The sequence below is a fragment of the Bacillus massilinigeriensis genome, assembly GCF_900111815.1.
Taxonomy (GTDB): domain Bacteria; phylum Bacillota; class Bacilli; order Bacillales; family Cytobacillaceae; genus Mesobacillus_C; species Mesobacillus_C mediterraneensis.
Window position 1 is genome coordinate 1,752,544 of record NZ_LT630004.1, and the last position, 18,322, is coordinate 1,770,865.

Annotated in this window: 21 protein-coding genes; 1 reads left to right on the forward strand and 20 read right to left on the reverse strand. The window is 42.4% G+C overall.

All coding sequences use genetic code 11. The annotated features are described in order from the left end of the window. Positions 1-12: 12 nt before the first annotated feature. Both dapB and BQ5796_RS09165 read right to left on the reverse strand, forming a co-directional pair. A complete protein-coding gene (gene dapB, locus BQ5796_RS09160; RefSeq protein WP_071459951.1) occupies positions 13-813 on the reverse strand; it encodes a 4-hydroxy-tetrahydrodipicolinate reductase in 801 nt (266 codons plus the stop codon). Continuing rightward, positions 810-1,196 (reverse strand): nucleotide pyrophosphohydrolase, encoded by a 387-nt coding sequence (locus BQ5796_RS09165; RefSeq protein WP_071459952.1) that lies wholly within the window; start codon positions 1,194-1,196, stop codon positions 810-812. The genes dapB and BQ5796_RS09165 overlap by 4 nt, the downstream gene beginning before the upstream one ends. 156 nt (positions 1,197-1,352) lie before the next feature. Between BQ5796_RS09165 and BQ5796_RS09170 the strand changes: the two genes are divergently transcribed. Further along, a complete protein-coding gene (locus BQ5796_RS09170) occupies positions 1,353-2,225 on the forward strand; it encodes a YitT family protein (protein ID WP_071459953.1) in 873 nt (290 codons plus the stop codon). A 24-nt stretch (positions 2,226-2,249) separates the two neighbouring features. On the opposite strand, the gene BQ5796_RS09175 is transcribed toward BQ5796_RS09170, so the two are convergent. The 18 genes from BQ5796_RS09175 to hepT all read right to left on the reverse strand — a co-directional run bounded on the left by BQ5796_RS09175 (position 2,250) and on the right by hepT (position 18,308). Then, positions 2,250-2,927 carry a zinc metallopeptidase gene (locus BQ5796_RS09175; protein ID WP_071459954.1) on the reverse strand — a complete coding sequence of 226 codons (678 nt, stop codon included), beginning with the start codon at positions 2,925-2,927 and terminating at the stop codon, positions 2,250-2,252. Positions 2,928-2,988: 61 nt separating this feature from the next. Next, entirely contained in the window at positions 2,989-3,789 is an 801-nt protein-coding gene (gene ypjB / locus BQ5796_RS09180; RefSeq protein WP_071459955.1) for a sporulation protein YpjB, read from the reverse strand. 68 nt (positions 3,790-3,857) lie between these two features. Continuing rightward, positions 3,858-4,454, reverse strand: a complete 597-nt coding sequence (gene lhaT, locus BQ5796_RS09185) for a lipoprotein heptaprenylglyceryl N-acetyltransferase LhaT (RefSeq protein ID WP_071461236.1) — start codon at positions 4,452-4,454, stop codon at positions 3,858-3,860. 134 nt (positions 4,455-4,588) lie between these two features. Further along, the gene (locus BQ5796_RS09190) at positions 4,589-5,347 is read right to left on the reverse strand and encodes a menaquinol-cytochrome c reductase cytochrome b/c subunit (RefSeq protein WP_071459956.1); all 759 of its coding nucleotides are present in this window, start codon (positions 5,345-5,347) and stop codon (positions 4,589-4,591) included. A gap of 74 nt (positions 5,348-5,421) precedes the next feature. Then, positions 5,422-6,096 (reverse strand): menaquinol-cytochrome c reductase cytochrome b subunit, encoded by a 675-nt coding sequence (gene qcrB / locus BQ5796_RS09195; protein ID WP_071459957.1) that lies wholly within the window; start codon positions 6,094-6,096, stop codon positions 5,422-5,424. A 3-nt stretch (positions 6,097-6,099) separates the two neighbouring features. Then, entirely contained in the window at positions 6,100-6,606 is a 507-nt protein-coding gene (locus BQ5796_RS09200; RefSeq protein ID WP_071459958.1) for a QcrA and Rieske domain-containing protein, read from the reverse strand. Between the two features lie 141 nt (positions 6,607-6,747). Then, complete coding sequence (locus BQ5796_RS09205) at positions 6,748-7,215, reverse strand: YpiF family protein (protein ID WP_071459959.1); 468 nt, start codon at positions 7,213-7,215, stop codon at positions 6,748-6,750. A gap of 104 nt (positions 7,216-7,319) precedes the next feature. After that, on the reverse strand, positions 7,320-7,868 hold the full coding sequence (locus BQ5796_RS09210) for a ReoY family proteolytic degradation factor (protein ID WP_071459960.1): 549 nt from the start codon (positions 7,866-7,868) through the stop codon (positions 7,320-7,322). Between the two features lie 30 nt (positions 7,869-7,898). Next, positions 7,899-9,158: a tetratricopeptide repeat protein gene (locus BQ5796_RS09215; RefSeq protein ID WP_071459961.1), complete on the reverse strand. Its 1,260-nt coding sequence runs from the start codon at positions 9,156-9,158 to the stop codon at positions 7,899-7,901. Between the two features lie 259 nt (positions 9,159-9,417). Next, positions 9,418-10,707, reverse strand: a complete 1,290-nt coding sequence (gene aroA / locus BQ5796_RS09220; protein WP_071459962.1) for a 3-phosphoshikimate 1-carboxyvinyltransferase — start codon at positions 10,705-10,707, stop codon at positions 9,418-9,420. A 13-nt stretch (positions 10,708-10,720) separates the two neighbouring features. After that, the gene (locus BQ5796_RS09225) at positions 10,721-11,824 is read right to left on the reverse strand and encodes a prephenate dehydrogenase (protein ID WP_071459963.1); all 1,104 of its coding nucleotides are present in this window, start codon (positions 11,822-11,824) and stop codon (positions 10,721-10,723) included. Next, a complete protein-coding gene (hisC, locus tag BQ5796_RS09230; RefSeq protein ID WP_071461237.1) occupies positions 11,821-12,936 on the reverse strand; it encodes a histidinol-phosphate transaminase in 1,116 nt (371 codons plus the stop codon). The genes BQ5796_RS09225 and hisC overlap by 4 nt, the downstream gene beginning before the upstream one ends. Before the next feature lie 48 nt (positions 12,937-12,984). Further along, entirely contained in the window at positions 12,985-13,356 is a 372-nt protein-coding gene (gene aroH / locus BQ5796_RS09235; RefSeq protein WP_071459964.1) for a chorismate mutase, read from the reverse strand. Then, positions 13,353-14,441 (reverse strand): 3-dehydroquinate synthase, encoded by a 1,089-nt coding sequence (gene aroB / locus BQ5796_RS09240; protein ID WP_071459965.1) that lies wholly within the window; start codon positions 14,439-14,441, stop codon positions 13,353-13,355. Before aroB ends, aroH begins: the two co-directional genes overlap by 4 nt. After that, positions 14,441-15,613 (reverse strand): chorismate synthase, encoded by a 1,173-nt coding sequence (gene aroC / locus BQ5796_RS09245; protein WP_071459966.1) that lies wholly within the window; start codon positions 15,611-15,613, stop codon positions 14,441-14,443. The genes aroB and aroC overlap by 1 nt, the downstream gene beginning before the upstream one ends. 307 nt (positions 15,614-15,920) lie before the next feature. Continuing rightward, positions 15,921-16,691, reverse strand: coding sequence for a CheR family methyltransferase (locus BQ5796_RS09250; protein WP_071459967.1), 771 nt, complete (start codon positions 16,689-16,691; stop codon positions 15,921-15,923). A gap of 113 nt (positions 16,692-16,804) precedes the next feature. Further along, positions 16,805-17,251 carry a nucleoside-diphosphate kinase gene (gene ndk / locus BQ5796_RS09255; protein ID WP_071459968.1) on the reverse strand — a complete coding sequence of 149 codons (447 nt, stop codon included), beginning with the start codon at positions 17,249-17,251 and terminating at the stop codon, positions 16,805-16,807. Positions 17,252-17,345: 94 nt separating this feature from the next. Continuing rightward, a complete protein-coding gene (gene hepT / locus BQ5796_RS09260; protein ID WP_071461238.1) occupies positions 17,346-18,308 on the reverse strand; it encodes a heptaprenyl diphosphate synthase component II in 963 nt (320 codons plus the stop codon). Between the last annotated feature and the right edge of the window lie 14 nt (positions 18,309-18,322).

The following is an 18,322-nucleotide window of genomic DNA, read 5'->3' on the forward strand; positions in this document are numbered from 1 at the left end:
GTTGATCCGCTCCTACTCTAGGATATTTTCGAGTCCGTATACAAAAGAATCAAGCTTTACCACTGTATCAACCGCAAGCTTCACACCTGACATAAAGGAAGCACGGTTATAAGAGTCATGGCTAATGGTAAGCGTCTGCCCATCTGCCCCGAACATTACTTGTTGATGAGCAACAAGGCCTGGAAGTCGAACAGAATGAATGCGCATTCCTTCAAAATCGGCACCACGAGCGCCACCCATCGTTTCCTTTTCATCAGGATGTCCCTGCTTCATCGCTTCCCTTGTTTGCGCAATCATTTGTGCTGTCTTAACAGCAGTCCCTGATGGTGCATCAAGCTTCTTATCATGATGAAGTTCGATTATTTCTACTGCGGGGAAATACCTTGCTGCCAACTGAGAAAATTTCATCATCAGAATAGCTCCTACTGCAAAGTTAGGAGCAATAATACAACCAAGTTCTCTAATCTGGCAAATCTCTTCCAGCTCCGCCAAATCCTCTTGGGTAAAGCCAGTGGTGCCAACAACTGGTCGAACTCCATGCTGCAAGGCAGTCCTGGCATGATCCATCCCCGCTTCAGGAGTTGTGAGGTCTATTAGAACATCCGGTTGTTCTTTCGTTAGGCAAACTGCCATTTCAGTGTAAACAGGTGCTTGGGATGGCGGCATCCCTTCTATCTCTCCTATCGTCTTCCATCCTTCCCTATGATCTATTGCTGCGACCAGTTCAAAGTTTTCTGTATTCAAAACCATTTTTACCGCTTCGCTTCCCATTCTCCCGCGTGGCCCAGCCACTGCAATTTTGATTTTATTCATTTTTTGTTTCCCTTCCCCTCTGAGTCGATTCTAGTCCACCTATCCTTATCACGTGAGTTATATTTCTTCATTACCGTATCATGAGCTTCTTCTAAATCTATTCCAAGCGAGTTCGCAAAACAGATTAGGACAAACAGTAAATCTCCTAGCTCTTCTTTAATTTCCTTTTCATTTTCACTTGCCTTCTTTGGCTTTTCACCATAATAATGGTTGACTTCCCTCGCCAGTTCTCCAAGTTCTTCCGTCATTCGAGCCATCATGGCAAGCGGACTGAAATATCCCTCTTTAAATTGACTGATATATGTATCGACTTCTTCCTGCAATTGATTGACGGTTTTTTTTTTACTCAGTGTTCTCACCTCTAGTTTTTCTGCTTTCCTCATTTTGATGTTAGCCTACCGGCAACTCTTTGACAAATATTTTTGTATGTTTTCAGCAATACTCGACTGTAAAAGATTGCCCTTAAGGAATATATTTTATATAATTAATCCGCTTTTGTTTTCAATATTTTCGTATTATTTTAAGAACGGGGGAATAAAATGATTTTTGGCCTTAGATTTAAAAATATACTTTTCATTATGCTTGGCGCTGCGATATTTTCTTTTGGCCTAGTACACTTCAATATCCAGAACAACCTGGCTGAAGGCGGATTCACTGGTATTACCCTGCTGCTCTACTCTGTATTCAAGTGGGCGCCTTCTGTAACAAATCTTCTTTTGAACATCCCGCTCTTCTTTTTGGGATGGAGGCTACTTGGAAGGAGTGTTTTCCTTTATACCATAATAGGAACATTGAGCGTTTCGTTGTTTTTAGCGATTTTCCAAAAATATCAAATTGAAATGCCGCTATATGAAGACTTATTTCTAGCATCATTGTTTGCCGGTGTTTTTATCGGTATCGGACTTGGAATTATCTTCCGTTTCGGTGGGACTACAGGAGGAGTTGATATCATCGCACGCCTTGCCAATAAATACTTTGGCTGGACGATGGGTAGAACGATGTTTATTTTCGACTTTTTCGTCATTACACTTTCCCTTCTTACATACCTCGACTACAGGGAAGCGATGTATACGCTGGTCGTCGTCTTTATTGGTGCCCGTGTCATCGATTTTATGCAAGAGGGCGCTTACACTGCAAGAGGCGCGATGATCATTTCAGAAAAAAATGAGCAAATTGCCGACAAAATCCTCATGGAGATGGGGAGAGGAGTAACCGTGCTTAAAGCAATCGGCTCCTTCACCAAAAAAGAGCGCAATGTCCTTTACTGTGTAGTAGCGAAGAATGAAATTGTCAAGCTGAAAGATGTTATCAACTCCGTGGATCCTCACGCATTCGTTTCCGTATCAGTAGTTCATGACGTTCTTGGGGAAGGTTTTACCCTCGATGAGAATAAGTTGCCGCTAGAAAGATGAAAAGCCGCCAATTTGGCGGCTTTCCTATTCGTCCCTCGTCATGCCTGTATAAATTAAAACAAGTCGCACAAGTTCCAGAACGGCAACAGCAGCTGCGGCTACGTACGTCAGGGCAGCGGCGTTCAGTACTTTCCTGGTCTCCCTTTCCTCATCATTTCGGATCACACCCGCGGAAACAACTTGCTCCATTGCACGGCTAGAAGCATTAAATTCAACCGGTAAGGTAATGACCTGAAAGACTACCGCTCCTGCCATAAAAATAATTCCTGCTAGAAGCATACCCGAAAGATTGGCGAAAATACCGATCATAATCAATACCCAGGAAAGATTCGACCCAAGACTAGCTACCGGAACAAGCGCATGACGGAACCGAAGGAAGGAATAATTTTCGGCGTCTTGGATTGCGTGTCCTACTTCATGCGCCGCAATAGCAGCAGCAGCCACAGAGTGACCATGATAATTATTTGATGATAATCTCACCGTTTTTGATCTTGGATCGTAATGATCGCTTAAATGTCCCCTAGTTTCTTCAATACCGACATGATAAAGACCATTTTCATCTAAAATTTTTCTTGCAACTTCAGCTCCCCGCATTTGAGACGATGAGGCAACTTGCGAATACTTTTTGTATGCACTCTTCACCTTCATTTGTGCCCAGAGGGGAATGATGATGATGATTGCAAAATAAACGAGAAATAACAATATGGAACCTCCCTAAAGGTCATGGTGTTAGTAATTATTTTAGTAGGCTTCCCAAACGGTGTCAATTCTTTCGCTCTTTTTGCCTGTTTTGTTTTTTCTCTTTATCTGCCCGGTATTTTCTCCATCCGACATAAGAAAGAGTTAAAATAATGATGCTGCCAGTGGAAAGGATTACCCACCATAGTGACGGATCTGTTTCATCTTCCGTCATATCATCGAATATCGTTTCCAAATCCGCCTCCAAAGCATCGAGCTCTTTCTGGCTTGTATATTTTGTAACAATATCCGGCCGATAATGGTCAATATAGTTTACTCTTGCATCCAGCTGCTGCATTCTGTCACGTTTGATATCCACCTTTAGGCTTGGATGGATCATTTCATAGAGAGAAAGGAAAGAGTTAAGGTTTTGGTTAAAATCGCTGCTATCTCCTTCTTGTGCAGCTTTCTTCATGCTCCCGAAAACGGTCATGATAGGTTCTTCCATTCCAGTCCATAGGGGCTGATGCTTAGAATGAAGCGCATCCATCACTAGACGAAATTTTGTTACTTTACCCATTCTTTCATCATGCTCCATCGCCACGCTTGTCACCGCTTTTTCAGCTTCATCATGTGCCACAGTCACAATCCTCAGCTCATCCATTGAAAAGCGACTGCCTTCTCCCGCTGCTTCAAGAAATTCTTTTTCGAATTGATTCAGCAGCCTTTTGGCATCGTTATAGCGGTGAAGCTTTACCATCTGAAGTGATTCATCCGAAAGGCGATCAAGCTCGTCAACCGGAGATAAATTTTCTCTCCCATATGCTGCTGACAGCGGGCACAGCAATAACAATGTGAGTATTACAGCTACGATTCTCGGTCCCATCCCCTGTCCCCCCTATAATTGCTTTTACAATATATGAGTACATGGACAAGGATAGACCTTTTCGACCATTATTCTATTGTTAGAACAATGCGTTTTTTTCTGATCGTGAAATGATATGCAACCCAAATCGAAATGACACTCAGCCAAAAAGTAAAGTAGCTTATTTCTTTTATATAGGTATCCAGCATATGATACCGGGGCATCATCATAAAGACATAATCGATAATCTCATTATGAAGAACAAAAATTGCAGCAACTGCTAAATGCTTTAATCGGAAACGATAAAAGGGAGCAAACAGCAGTCCTTCCATCGCCATAGCGAAATGTGAAGCAACAAGCATCCATCCAACTGCGTCCATATGTCCAGTAGTAGTAAAAACAAGCAGATTCATGACAACTGCCCATATTCCATACTTAAAAAGCGTAACAAAAGCAAGCGCCTCGAAATAAGGCCAATTCCTTCTAAGAAGAAATCCAATTAAAACAAAGACAAAAAACAGGCTCGCTGTCGGGCTGTCAGGTACAAAAAGCAAAAATATAGCAGGAGTATCTGCTAACTGCCATTGATACCAGTAGTATCCATAAGCTGTTCCTGCAATATTCGCTAAGAGCAAAAACCAAAGCATACTCCTTGTTGCAAGCTGTGGATATAGCAATTTGAACATTGGCCCCATCCTTTTTACGGAGTGTTTTTTTTGATAACGCAAGAACGCAACAAAAGAAAGTAAGCATAAATCCACTACCAAACTAATTATCTGGATTTTAAAAAAAGCCAGCGGAAATCGCTGGCTTTTCATGCTTACTTTAACTCTGCTAGATATTCGGACATTTTCTTCAGCTCTTCATCAGAACCTTTGAAAATTCCTGCAGGCATAGCGCCTTTACCTTCTTTTGCAATTTTAGCAATCTCTTCAGGTTTCAATCCTGTACCAACTAGTTTCGGTGCTGATGCTCCTCCTGAGAGTTCCCCGCCATGGCAGCTCGTACAAGTGTTAGCTTGTGCAATTTTGTAGCCTTCTGCATTCTTGTCAATTGTAACATCAGATATCTCACCTTGTTTCTTTGCAGCTTCCCAATCATGAGTAGCAACTGATTCCCAAGTTAGATAGAAAATGCCAGCAATCGCCAAGAGCATGAATGCCGTTGCTAAAGGTCTTCTCGTCGGGCGGCGCTCAGGCCCCCTGTCAATAAAAGGTGCCAACATTAATGCTCCGAATGCCAGTCCTGGAATAACCATTGCGCCGATAACAGTATATGGGCCAGAAGCAAAAGTGTACTTCAATAGCTGGTATAAGAAAAGGAAATACCAGTCTGGTAGCGGAATATAGCCTGTGTCCGTCGGGTCCGCAATCCTTTCTAGCGGTGACGGATGGGCTACTGTCAAGCATAAGAATCCAATCAGAAAAACAGCGCCGACCATCCATTCCTTCAAAAGGAAGTTTGGCCAAAAGGCTTCCGTTTTGCCAGGGTATTCCGAATAATCCTTTGGAATATTAGGTTTTCGTTCTGCAGGAACACGTGAGTCTCCTACAAACTTCATCCCTTTACCGCGATGCATCGAGCAATCCCCTCCTTTTTCCGTAAAGTTGTACGAATAAGTTCGTATCCGAACAACAGTTTATTTACCAAAAATCATAATGGACCTGAAATCCCTTGTTTCCGAATCATCAGGAAGTGGGCTCCCATCAGTCCGAGAAGTGCTGCCGGCAGGAAGAATACATGAATGGCAAAGAAACGCGTAAGTGTTTGAGCTCCAACGATATCATGATGACCAGCCATCAATGTTTTAACCTGAGGTCCAATAAGCGGAGTTGCTTCCATGATTTGCAGCGTTACCTTTGTCGCAAAGAGCGCTTTCATATCCCATGGAAGAAGATATCCTGTCAATCCAAGTCCAAGCATTACAAAGAAAATCAAAACTCCTACGACCCAGTTAAGCTCACGTGGTTTCTTATAGGCTCCCTGGAAAAATACGCGAAGAGTATGTAGGAACATCATGACAATAACCAAACTTGCTCCCCAGTGATGCATTCCCCTGACAATCTGGCCAAAAGCTACTTCATTTTGAAGGTAGTACACAGATTGCCATGCGTTCTTAATATCTGGAACGTAGTACATTGTTAAGAACATTCCAGATAGAATTTGAATGACAGTAATAAAAAATGTCAGGCCGCCAAAGCAGTAAACGAAAGCCGAAAAATGGTGGGCTGGGTTTACATGCTCGGGAACCTCATGGTCAGCGATATCCCGCCACAAAGGCGTAATATCGAGCCGTTCGTCAACCCAGTCATAAATTTTATTCAGCATGAATTACGCCTCCTTCCGTGGTTTGGCTTTTCCAAGATACAGAATACCGTCCTTAACTTTGTAAGGATATTCATCGAGCGGTGCCAACGGCGGTGTGCCCTTAACATTCATCCCGTCCTTTTCGTACAAGCCGAAATGGCATGGACAAAAGAACCTGTTTGGATTGTTTTTGTCGGTGTTCCAGGCAACAACACAGCCTAGATGCTTACAAACTGGCGAAAGGGCTACAATCTTGCCTTCGTCATTCTTGTATACCCATGCAGTATTAGTAACCTCCGACTCGTACCACGCGTCTTTTTGTTCAAATGTGAAGTCGACCCGCTGCGGTTCTTTCGTGATTTTGTCGACATTTAACTTTGTCGCAGTGAAATCACCGGCAGCATTTGCTTTCAAGACTGGGTCCACTGCAAAACGGACCATTGGCATCAGCATGCCAGCAGCCATGAAACCGCCTACACCTGTAAGAGTATAGTTCAAAAATTGCCGTCTTGAAACACGATTTTTGCTCACCTTTTTCCCCCCTCTATTCCCAGGTCAATCCCTTTGGACATAATTTGAACACATTTATACTAGGACATAATCATGATATATCAATCTTTCTATAAAATCAATATAATACTATGTTGAAAACATTTTTTGCAGTGACTTTCCTTACACAGTATCAGATTCCTCCCATTTTTGAGCAAATAGCGACATCAACTGCGCTGCCTGGTCTTCCAATGCGGCGGTTTTCGAGCGCTCGTCCATTTGCTGGAGAGGCAAGGAAGGAACCCATAGAAGATTTCCGCCAATTTTGTCTTCTCTTTGCTTCCATGCAAGATCGGAAGTAATGAAAAAAACATGCCTTAAACTAACTTTTCCTAGTGACTTATTCCACTCTTCCAACTGAGGAAGCACGTTATCTTCCATACCCTTTTGATAAGGAATCCCCGGCATAAGAATGACACGTCCCCTGAATTGCCTCTCTAAAAAACCGGAAAGCAATGTAGCAAATTCTGTTTTTGTTGCAGAGTCTTTCATTCCATCTTCTAAATCGATTGGCAACAGTGGAATAATGGCAGTATCCACATACTCTGCCGCCTGCAAATACATTTCGATGTCAGCAGGTACCCATTTCATCATATCACTCCAATGACTTTTTCTTTTTCATACTTCATCCTAATCCTACCATGACGTCCTGCTTGTCCAAAATAAAAAGCCTGCTTGATAACAAGCAAGGCTAGCTACTTACGAGGTACGAGTTTCTTCAGCTGCTCCGTAAGCCTTTTAAAAGCTTCCTCATCCTGTCTATCAAGAGCTTCATCAATAAGTAAAGTCAGCTTCTCCCTTTGAAACCGTTCAATGCTGTCTGATAAGAGTCTTTCCGCAATAAGCCTGTCTTTTTCGCTTATTTGGGTATTCCTGGGCATAAAAGGGTTATCTTCAAGCACTGCTGCAAACTGAGGGGCTTTGTTGGAGGCGTGGAAATTCAACTGAATATAAATCTCCTCATCACGGTTGAGCCTGATGTCATGGAAAGACTTCTCAGCATCAGTTGTCATTACATTTTCTTTGTAAAACCGAAATGGCACTTCATCGACACAATGCGTAGACATTAACAGCCCCCTTGGACAAAACTGGGCGCTTTCAACGAAATGGACTCGTTTCATCAGCTGGTCATGACTCATCAAATAGTTCAGTATCCAAACACATTCCCGTCTCTTCAGTTGGTAATGGTTCAAAAACCAGCGGATAAAGTCCTTTTTCTCGTTGACAGAAACAGGGGTTGTCATTTTGATTCCCTCCTCTGCAGCTCAACTTTTTTAAACGTCGTCTGTAAGTCGTTGAAGAATTTCTCGGTATTCCTCATTCCCCTGGTCATTTCTAGCTAGTGTACTAAAAATTTCGCCAGCCTCGGCTATTTTTCCTTCTTCAATCAAAAAATAACCGTAGTCAACAAGAAAATCTTTGTTGTCTTTAAAGAAATTATATGCAAGACGGTATTTATTTAATGCCTCTGAATATTGTTCCAAATGAGACTTTGCAATTGCAGAGTCCCATAGCAACTGCGGCTCTTCTTCTTCATTTGCTTCAGCAATGGAAATCAATTCATCGACTTCTTCATACCTTTCCTGTCTGATCAAGAGCCTGTTAAGCAATAGAATACCTTGGGTAAATTCCGGATCAAGGGCAATCGCTTCTCTCAGCAGTCTTTCCGCTTCACTTTCATTCCCAAGCTTCAGTGCAAGTTTTCCTCCATAAAAATAAAGTTCCTTATTATAGGAATCAGCTTTAATACCTTCCATAACTGCTCCGAAGGCTTCTCTATCCATCCCCTCGTGTTCATATGCCCTGGCGAGGTACAGATATAAGGAGTGATATTCTGGGTCAAGTGCTCTCAATTCTTCAAATTTCCCAATAGCTGTATTATATTTTCCAGCCTGCAATGCAGTGAAGGCATATCCAAACAGTGTATTGATTTCAAGTTTTTGTTCCATAGCCTTCTCATAATAAGGAAGAGCCTCTTCAAATTCTCCTGATGCACTCAAGTTTTCTGCTATCCTTTGGTATACATTTGAACCAGCAATCTCTTCCTGTTTTTTCAGGATTTCAGCATAGGAAGAAATAGCCTCCGAGTGTTTTCCTTGTTCCGCATATAGTTCTCCAAGAGCAAAATCGAGCAGCGATTCATTTGGCAAAAGACGTTTAGCTTCCAAAAGCTTACGCTCACTCACCTCATATAGCCCTTCCATTTGATAAAGATCAGCCATTAAGAGGAGGGCTCTGGGATACTCTGCATCATCAGGACGAACCTGTTCAAGCAGTAGCATTGCTCTCTCCTCTTCCCCAGATTCCAAAATAATTTCAGCCAATAGGACAAGAATTTCTCCTTCATTTGGGTAGCTAATTAACAGCTTTTCAAGAAGTGTCTGTGACTCTTCCAGAAGTCCGAAACGGACCAGTTCTTCCGCAAGGAGAAACTGCTCTTCGTCGCTTCCCATTTCCAATACGTATTTGAATGCCTTTTGGGCTTCTTCAAGGTTTCCTGTTTCCAGATGCTCTATCATTTTATGTACCATCATTTTTCTTCCTTCCCTAAATACCGGGGAGTTAAGAGAAGCATATAATCGTATCACTCTGCTTTTCTAATCAACCGCTTTCCCCATTTCTCAACTACAAATTGTACCTTACCTTTGCTTTATGCTGCAAATAACATATTGACTTCATGAAATGTAACTTACATCGCGTTCTGGCTAACGAATGGCAAATTGGTCGCGAGCTTGCCTTTTTAATGCTGTTTTGCTTCCTTTCACCTTTATTAGGAAAAAGCTCCCTAGGGTTTTAATCGCATAGAAATGCGAGATGCTCGAAGAATCGGGGATATGATACATTTATCGCTTCGCACTTCTCCAGGTATACCTCTCCGTTAGCTATGAGGGAAGCGATAGCAAGCATCATTCCAATTCGATGATCTCCATGGCTTGAGACTGTTCCACCATGCAGCATGCCACCCCCAGTAATGATCATTCCGTCTTCAGTTGCTTCAATGTTGGCACCAAGCTTCGTTAACTCTTTCACTACAGTGTCAATTCGGTTTGTTTCTTTTACCTTTAACTCCTTGGCATCCCTAACAATCGTCACTCCAGTTGCCTGAGTAGCAATAAGAGATATAATTGGTATTTCATCTATCAAGCGGGGAATCATCGCTCCCTCGATAACAGTCCCCTGCAGTTCAGAGTATTTCACTCTTATTGTCCCGCTTGGCTCACCTGACCCTTTGTTACTTGGAGATATTACAATCTCAGCTCCCATTCTTTCGAGTACATCGAGTATTCCTGTGCGCGTGGAATTCAAACCTACATTCCTTAACTCGATATCACTGCCGGGAACGATGCATCCTGCAGCAAGGAAAAAAGCGGCTGATGAAATATCTCCGGGTACATGAACATGGGTACCTGATAGCTCTTGTCCTCCTTCTACAGAAGCAGTTAGGCCTTCTGAAGTAACGCTTCCCCCGAAAAGTTCAATCATCTTTTCCGTATGGTCCCTAGTTTTTTCTGGTTCCACAACCGTTGTTCTGCCTTTTGCCTGCAATCCAGCAAGCAGGATGGACGATTTCACCTGTGCACTAGCGATTGGCAATTTATACTCGATTCCTTTTAACGCATCGCCTCTCACAGAAAGCGGAGTATATTCGCCACTTTTTCTCCCATCTATAGAGGCTCCCATCAGACGAAGCGGTTCCACCACTCGTGTCATTGGCCTCTTGGCGATAGAATCATCCCCTGTCAAAACCGTACGGAATGGCCTTCCCGCAAGAATTCCTGTAAGCAGTCGGATTGTCGTTCCAGAGTTTCCAACATCCAGTACCTCCACAGGCTCCCTAAAGCCTTTCAAGCCTGTTCCTTCAATAATGACTTCAGTACCTTCCTGCTGAATGTGTACTCCTAACTTTCGGAAACAGGAAATAGTACTAAGACAATCTTCTCCTGGGAGAAAGTTCTCTACAGTGGTTTTGCCTTTGGCCATAGCACCAAACATGACTGCCCGATGAGAAATAGATTTGTCTCCTGGAACTTCAATGGTTCCAACAAGTCCGCTCTTCGTTGTTTGTAACCTTCTCGCTTCCATATTCGACTCCTTTTTATCCTACTGACATATCATAATCCGTATTACGTAATAGACAATTCTGTGCAAACAGCCTATCGCTCTCTGTCTGAAAACTCAGCACTAGGACCCCGTATACCCCTTCTCTTGTCTCAACAATCCGGATATTTACGATGCTAATTTCCTCCCTCGCAAGATACCCTGTTATTTCGGAAACCACACCTGGGTAGTCCGGAACGTCAACAAAAAGATCGTAAAAAGATGGAATAGCTCCTTTATCCCTTGTTGGGAGGCCGTCCCGATACTGTTTTGCCTTTGTAATATAGTCTTTAATAGAGCCAGCATCTGCGGATAAAAGAAGCTCCTCCACATGATGCATTTCATCTTTCCAATCTTTTAAAAGCGTCAGTAAAACATCTCTATTATCTATAAAAATATCCTTCCACATCTCAGGACTGCCTGAAGCAATCCTCGTAATATCCCTGAACCCTCCTGCTGCCAATCTGCCTACTAACTCATGGGTTTCCTCCGCTTGAGCCGCCTGATGAACGAGTGAGGCTGCGACGAGATGAGGAAAATGGCTGACAACTCCTGTCAGATAATCGTGATAATCTGGAGATACAACCAAAAACTTTGCTTTCGTCCCTTTTAGCCATTCTTTCAATGCTTCCATTGAGCTCGCACTGACATATTCCTCAGGTGTAAGCATATAATAAGCATTTTCAAAAAGTATCTTCTTTGCTGCGGTCACACCGCTTTTATGGGAGCCGGCCATTGGATGGCCGCCGATAAATACTGCCCCATTTTCTCGAAGAAGATCACCATACCGGCTAACTGTTCGCTTCGTACTCCCCGTGTCGGTAACAATAGCACCCTGCTTAAGCCGCATTTTCGATAGCATCTCCATAATCCCAACGGATGCGGCTACCGGAGTGGCTACAATAATTAAATCCGCCTTGCCTGCTTCTGCTTCAATTCGGTCGGCTTCGCAATCGATTATTCCTAGCAATTTTGCCAATCTTAACTGTTCCTTATCTTGATCATATCCAGTCACTATACATTCTTCATTTTCAGATTTAATACAAATCGCAAGCGAGCCGCCAATCAAACCAAGCCCAATGATCAATACTCGTCCGGTCAATATGGTTCACCTTCTAACATTGCTTTTCTTGCTTCCAGAAAAACCTTCAATGCATCTAGCAGTGCCCTGTTTTGCTCAGCAGTCCCTATCGTAATCCTTGCGGTAGTTGGGAAGCCTAGTGCTTGACCCGATCGTACAATAAAACCGTTTTCCAAAAGGTACTGAAAAATTTCATCCCCGTTAAGACTGAAATCAATTAGGATAAAGTTTCCTTGTGAAGAGTAAAACTTCAGTTTATGCTTTTTACAGAACGCTTCATATTGTTCCATTCCTTGACGGTTCAAAATTTTTGCCGTCTCAACAAACTGCTGATTTTTCACTGCTTCTTCCGCAGCGGCTAGCGCAAGTGAATTAACATTGAAAGGCTCCCGGACAGGCTCTAATGCCATAATGATTCCCGGATGGGCAAACCCATAGCCAATCCGGAGGCTAGCCAGTCCATAAACCTTGGAAAAAGTACGGAGCACGATTAAATTTTTAAACATCCGCACAAGTGCTGGTGAATGATAATAATCGTCAGCGACAACATATTCATAATACGCTTCATCAAGGACTACTAAGATATCTTCGGGAACTCTTTCCAAAAAGTCGAGAATTCTATTCTCGGAGATATAAATTCCTGTAGGGTTATTCGGAGAGCATAGCCATACAACTGCGGTATCACAGTCAATAGCCGCTAACATTCCCTCAAGGTCATGAGCACCGTTCAAGAGAGGAATTTCTCTTATCTCACACCCTTCAATAAGTGCATTATGTCTGTATTGAGGAAAAGTTGGGGTAGCCATTACTGTATTCGTACCTTTGTGTAATAGTGATCTGGAGATAATTTTGATCAGTTCATCAGAGCCGTTACCAAAAATCAACTGGTTTCCATCTAGCTCTAAATGAGAAGAAAGGATTCCTCTAAGTTTTGTAGCACTACCATCTGGATATAAAGCAAGAGCGTTGCTGGAATCCCTTAGGATACCAAGAACTTCAGGAGGGCAACCAAAAGGATTTTCATTAGATGCAAGCTTAACAATACAGTCCAATCCATTATGGTTCTTAACCTCTTTAATCGTTTTTCCGGGCTGGTAAGCCTTTAGCCCCTGAATCTGTTTTTTCCATTTCATCTGCCCAGCTCCCATCCCGTTCCATTCCACTTCTAATCTTCCATCACTTTAAAGTTTAGACTTAAGCAAATCAGGTCTCAATCGTTTGGCTTCCTCTAGGTATATATGTTCCACTTTATCCTGAGGGACATCTGTATTTACATGCATCATGACTCTGATGCACTTAGGTAGCGATGAAGGGACTGGAATTTCCTTCATACACATTACCGGTACATAGGACCAGTCATTAAATTTCCTTAGAGCTTTAGCAGGAAATGCTGCAGAGAGATCTTCTGTTACCGAGATAAACACAGAGGCAACTTGGTCGGGATGAATCCTATTACGTTCTATAAGCTCGAAAAAGAGTCTCTCCGTTTTTTCTAGGATTTCCGCTTCTGTATTTTCCTTAACTGTAATGGCACCTCTAACTCCCCTTATCACTCACAGCCCCCCTTTTCTAGGAATTTATTCAGCAAGGAAAACAAAAGGCTATCCGGGATTTCCTTCTTCACCGGGGAGCCGATATCTTTTAAAAGTATAAAAGTAATCTTTCCGCCCACGGATTTCTTATCCTGTTTCATTCTTTTCATGAGACGTTGAGTGGAGATTCCCTCAGGAAGATGCGTTTGATAGCCCAGTGTTTGAAGCCAGTTTATGTATGAGGCAAAAGAAAATTTCAATCCCACAATTTCTTCGCTCAATTTAAGTGCAAATAACATACCAATAAGAACCGCTTCACCGTGCGTCATGTTGCCATATCCACATTCCCCCTCGATTGCATGACCCAATGTATGGCCGAAGTTCAGGAAAGCTCTAACCCCGGTTTCTTTTTCATCTTGAGAGACAATCTCACTTTTAATACTGATGCCTCTTTGGAGGACAAATTCTAAGTCTGTTTGCTTCATGGAAGAAAGATCATTAATATTTTCCAAAAGCCATTGAAGTAAGGCACGATCGCTAATCAACGCGTGCTTGATGATTTCTGCAAAGCCTGATCTCCTTTCCGCAATCGGAAGAGAGGAAAGATAGTTCGTATCATAAAATACTGCTTCCGGCTGATGGAAGGCACCAATCATATTTTTTCCAAGCGGGTGATTAACAGCTACTTTCCCGCCAACAGCACTATCATGTGCCAATATTGTTGTCGGTACTTGAATAAAAGGAATCCCTCGCATAAATGTTGCAGCGACAAAACCCGCAAGATCCCCAACAGCACCTCCGCCAAATGCAATGATTAGCGAGTTACGGTCCAGTTTATGTTCTAATGCACTTGTCAGGCAATCATAGTAGACTTCGAAAGTCTTCGCATGTTCACTAGACGGCACTGTTTTAACATAATAGCGATACTCTTTTAGTTGTTCTTTCAGAACGTTTAAGTAAAGCATGCCAACTGTTTCATCCGTGATAACCATAATAGAGGTAAGGTTAGGAAAAGACACTATGAAAGGAATCATCTCTCGCGAGGCATTTTCTCCTAATGTTACCCAGTAACCCTTAGATGCAGTATTGATCTTTATCCTCTTCATTAAAATTCACTCGCATACTTACGATGTGCTTCAATTGACTCTTTTAAGCTATCTAGCCGATCGGATGCAAATTGTTCCACCAATGCAGAAGCGAGTTCCCATGCGACAGCATGTTCCGCCACTACAGCAGCTGCAGGTACAGCGCAGCTGTCGGAACGCTCAATGCTTGCAGCAAAAGGCTCCTTTGTTTCAATATCTACACTTTGAAGCGGCTTGTATAATGTTGGAATTGGTTTCATGACTCCCCTTACTACAATCGGCATGCCCGTTGTCATACCGCCTTCAAACCCGCCGAGCCTGTTGGTCCTTCGCTGATATCCTTTTTCCTTATCCCAAAGAATTTCGTCATGCACTTCACTTCCAGGTCTCTTTGCCGCTTCAAATCCAATGCCAAATTCCACACCTTTAAAGGCATTGATACTAATTATCGCTGCAGCAAGTTTAGCATCTAGTTTCCGATCAAAATGAACATAACTCCCAACTCCAACAGGCATCCCTTCAACGATAACTTCAACAATACCACCAATGGAATCGCCATTTTCCTTAGCCTCATCTATTTTCTCCATCATTGCTTTTTCAGCAGTTGAATCAAAGCATCTTACAGGCGAAGCTTCTGTTTTTTCATACAGTTGTTGAATAGACTTATAGGCAGCAGGTTGTGCTTTTATTCCGCCGATTTCAAGTACATGAGAAGCCAACTCTATTCCCAGCATAGACAACAACTTTTTTGCAACGGCGCCTGCAGCAACCCTAATGGTTGTTTCTCTGGCAGACGAACGCTCCAAGACATTTCGCATGTCTCTGTGGCCATATTTCAGCGCACCATTCAAGTCTGCGTGTCCCGGCCGCGGCCTTGTGATTTGGCGCTTTACTTCTTCCGAGGTCCCAGCCTCCAGGGGCTCATGCCCCATTATTTTAGTCCAATGACTCCAATCCCTATTTTCAACAGAGAGCGCAACTGGTGAACCCAAAGTTAAGCCATGCCTTACTCCACCAAGTATTTGAACAGTATCCTTTTCAATTTGCATTCGCCTTCCTCTGCCGTACCCTTTTTGCCGTCTTTTAAGTTCTTCATTAATATCTATCGCTGTAAGCGGCAATCCAGCTGGCAAACCTTCAATAATTGCTGTTAACTGGGGACCATGTGATTCCCCTGCAGTTAAAAATCTCATCATTCTTTCTCCCTTCAACTCATTAAAGGATTATGTACCAATATATCATAGGCCTATTAATAAAAATAGCCAAATTTTTAAAATTGTTGCTCAAATGACCGGGTCTCAAATGGGTTGTTGACATTTTATCATGAACGCCCTTATTCCCGCAAAAACGCAATATTTGCAAAAAAACGGGAATCATTCTAATCTCGTTGGTAGACTATTGGAGGAACGCTCCATCCAACCCTTTAGTTAAAATAAAAAAGAGACAAACTCAATAAAAACGGAGTTTGTCAACAAACTGAAACGGGAAAGTATCCCATCTTCATAGTTTTCTATAAAAAAAAGTATCGGCAGCTTCAAATCCATACCTACCTGGATTGAATATTTGCTCTGTACTTCCAACGAATAACATTCCGCCTTTTTTCAGTGATCCACTGAACTTATGATAAAGCTCTTCTTTGGCAACTTCTGTGAAATATATCAAGACGTTGCGGCAGACAATCAAGTCGTATCCTTTCTCAAACCTATCTTCAAGAAGGTTATGCTGTTTGAATTGTACCCGCTTTGCTATATCAGGAGAGAGTTTGTAGTGCATTCCTTCCTTTGCAAAGTGCTTTTTGAGCATGGATTCTGGAAGCTCCTTCAAAGCCCTATCCGTATAAACCCCAAGCTTTGCCTTTTCCAATGCATTCCTGTCAATATCTGTCGCATCAATAGTAAATTGGTTTAACGGCAAGTATTGAGATAAAACCATAGATAAAGTATATGGCTCTTCACCCGTTGAACAAGCAGCACTCCATATTTTCAAGCTGCTACCTCGGAGTATTTCGGGAAGAATCCTATTTTCCAGTATATTCCACCTATTTGCGTTTCGATAAAATTCTGACACATTGATTGTTATACGGTCAAGAAATTCATGGAGGAGAACCGGATCACAGTCGATCGCTTGAAAATACTCTGAAAAGGATGTGAAGCCCTTTTTCTCGTATAACGACGTCAACCGCCTTTTCATTTGTGCCTCTTTATAGAAAGCAAGATTCACACCTGTCTTGCGATAAACTTTTCCGATAAATTGTTCATAATCCTGATTCATATCCTTAACTCCCTTTTTGGCAAATATCCCTAGTGATTATATCGGCCAAAAAAGCTTCTTGTTCATCTTTTCCTATTAAAAAAAGCGCCTGCGAAATGCAAGCGCAAATGTGATTAATAAATCCACTCGTTGATAAGCTTGTTATATTCAACCAATTCTTCAGGCTTGAAGAAGAGACCGATTTCACGGGTAGCGCTTTCAGGAGAATCTGAGCCGTGGATGACGTTCTTGCCAACAGTCAAACCGAACTCTCCTCTGATGGATCCAGGAGCAGCGTCCTTTGGATTGGTTGCACCCATCATTTGGCGCGCAGTTGCAATGACATTCTCGCCTTGCCAAACCATCGCGAAAACTGGTCCTGAAGTAATGAAGTCTACAAGCTCTCCAAAAAATGGACGCTCTTTGTGTTCTCCGTAATGCTGTTCCGCTAATTCTGCAGGGATGCTCATTAGCTTAGCTCCAACAAGCTGGAACCCTTTCTTTTCAAAGCGCGCAACAATGTCCCCTACAAGCCCGCGTTGTACGCCATCAGGCTTTACCATCAAAAATGTTTTTTCCATTTTCTCCACTCCTAATATAGGTATGTACGTAGAATGCTTTTCATGAAAGCAATCTCTGGAAATAGTAACATTTTTTCACGACATTGGCAACTTTCTAAAATCTTCTCTTTCCAATAAATTTCGCAATATCTTTCAGCGTTCTTTTCGCCCTGTTGGAAGGAAGCGTATCGAGAACATCCAGCGCTTTCTTTAAATAAAGGTCGCTCATTGCAAGCGAACGATCTATTGAACCTGTTCTTTTGATCAATGAAATAATCTTTGCAATTTCTTCCTTATCAGTATGCTCATGTACATTCGTAATGCGCATCTTCACATCTTTTGCTTCCATTGCAAACAATACTGGAAGGGTAATGTTTCCTTGCAACAAATCTCCACCGGCTGGCTTGCCAAGCTCTTTTTCCGTTCCTGTGAAGTCAAGAACATCATCAGTTATTTGGAATGACATTCCTACATAATATCCAAATCTGTATAACTTTTTATGTACATCTTCGGTACACCCTGATGCCACTGCGCCCAACTGACAGCTGGCTGCGATGAGCAACGCTGTCTTCCTTTTGATTCGCAATAGGTATTTGCGAAGATTTTGTTCAAAATTATACTTGTCCTTCAGCTGATCTATTTCCCCTATACATAATTCCACAATTGTATCGGAAAGAATCTTATGCGCCAAAGGATCTTTGATGTTCGTCATGAGTTCAAGTGACCTGGAGAAAATATAGTCTCCGGTATACATTGCAATGCGGTTATCCCATTTTGCCTTGATTGTTGGCTGGCCTCTTCTCAAATCAGCATCGTCAATAACATCATCATGAACAAGCGAAGCCATATGAATCAGCTCAAGGGCAGTCGCAACATTTTTCACTTCTTCTATCGAATAATTCCCAAATTTCGCACCAAGCAAGACGAAAACAGGACGAATCCTTTTTCCTCCGGCATGTAGCAAATGAAGAGACGCTTCTCGAAGCAAGGGAGACTCTGCTAGTATCGTTTCCTCCAGTTCTCCCTCAATCTTTTTGATATCCGCATTCAAATATGAATACACCATTGACATTTTCAATCGTATCACCCAGC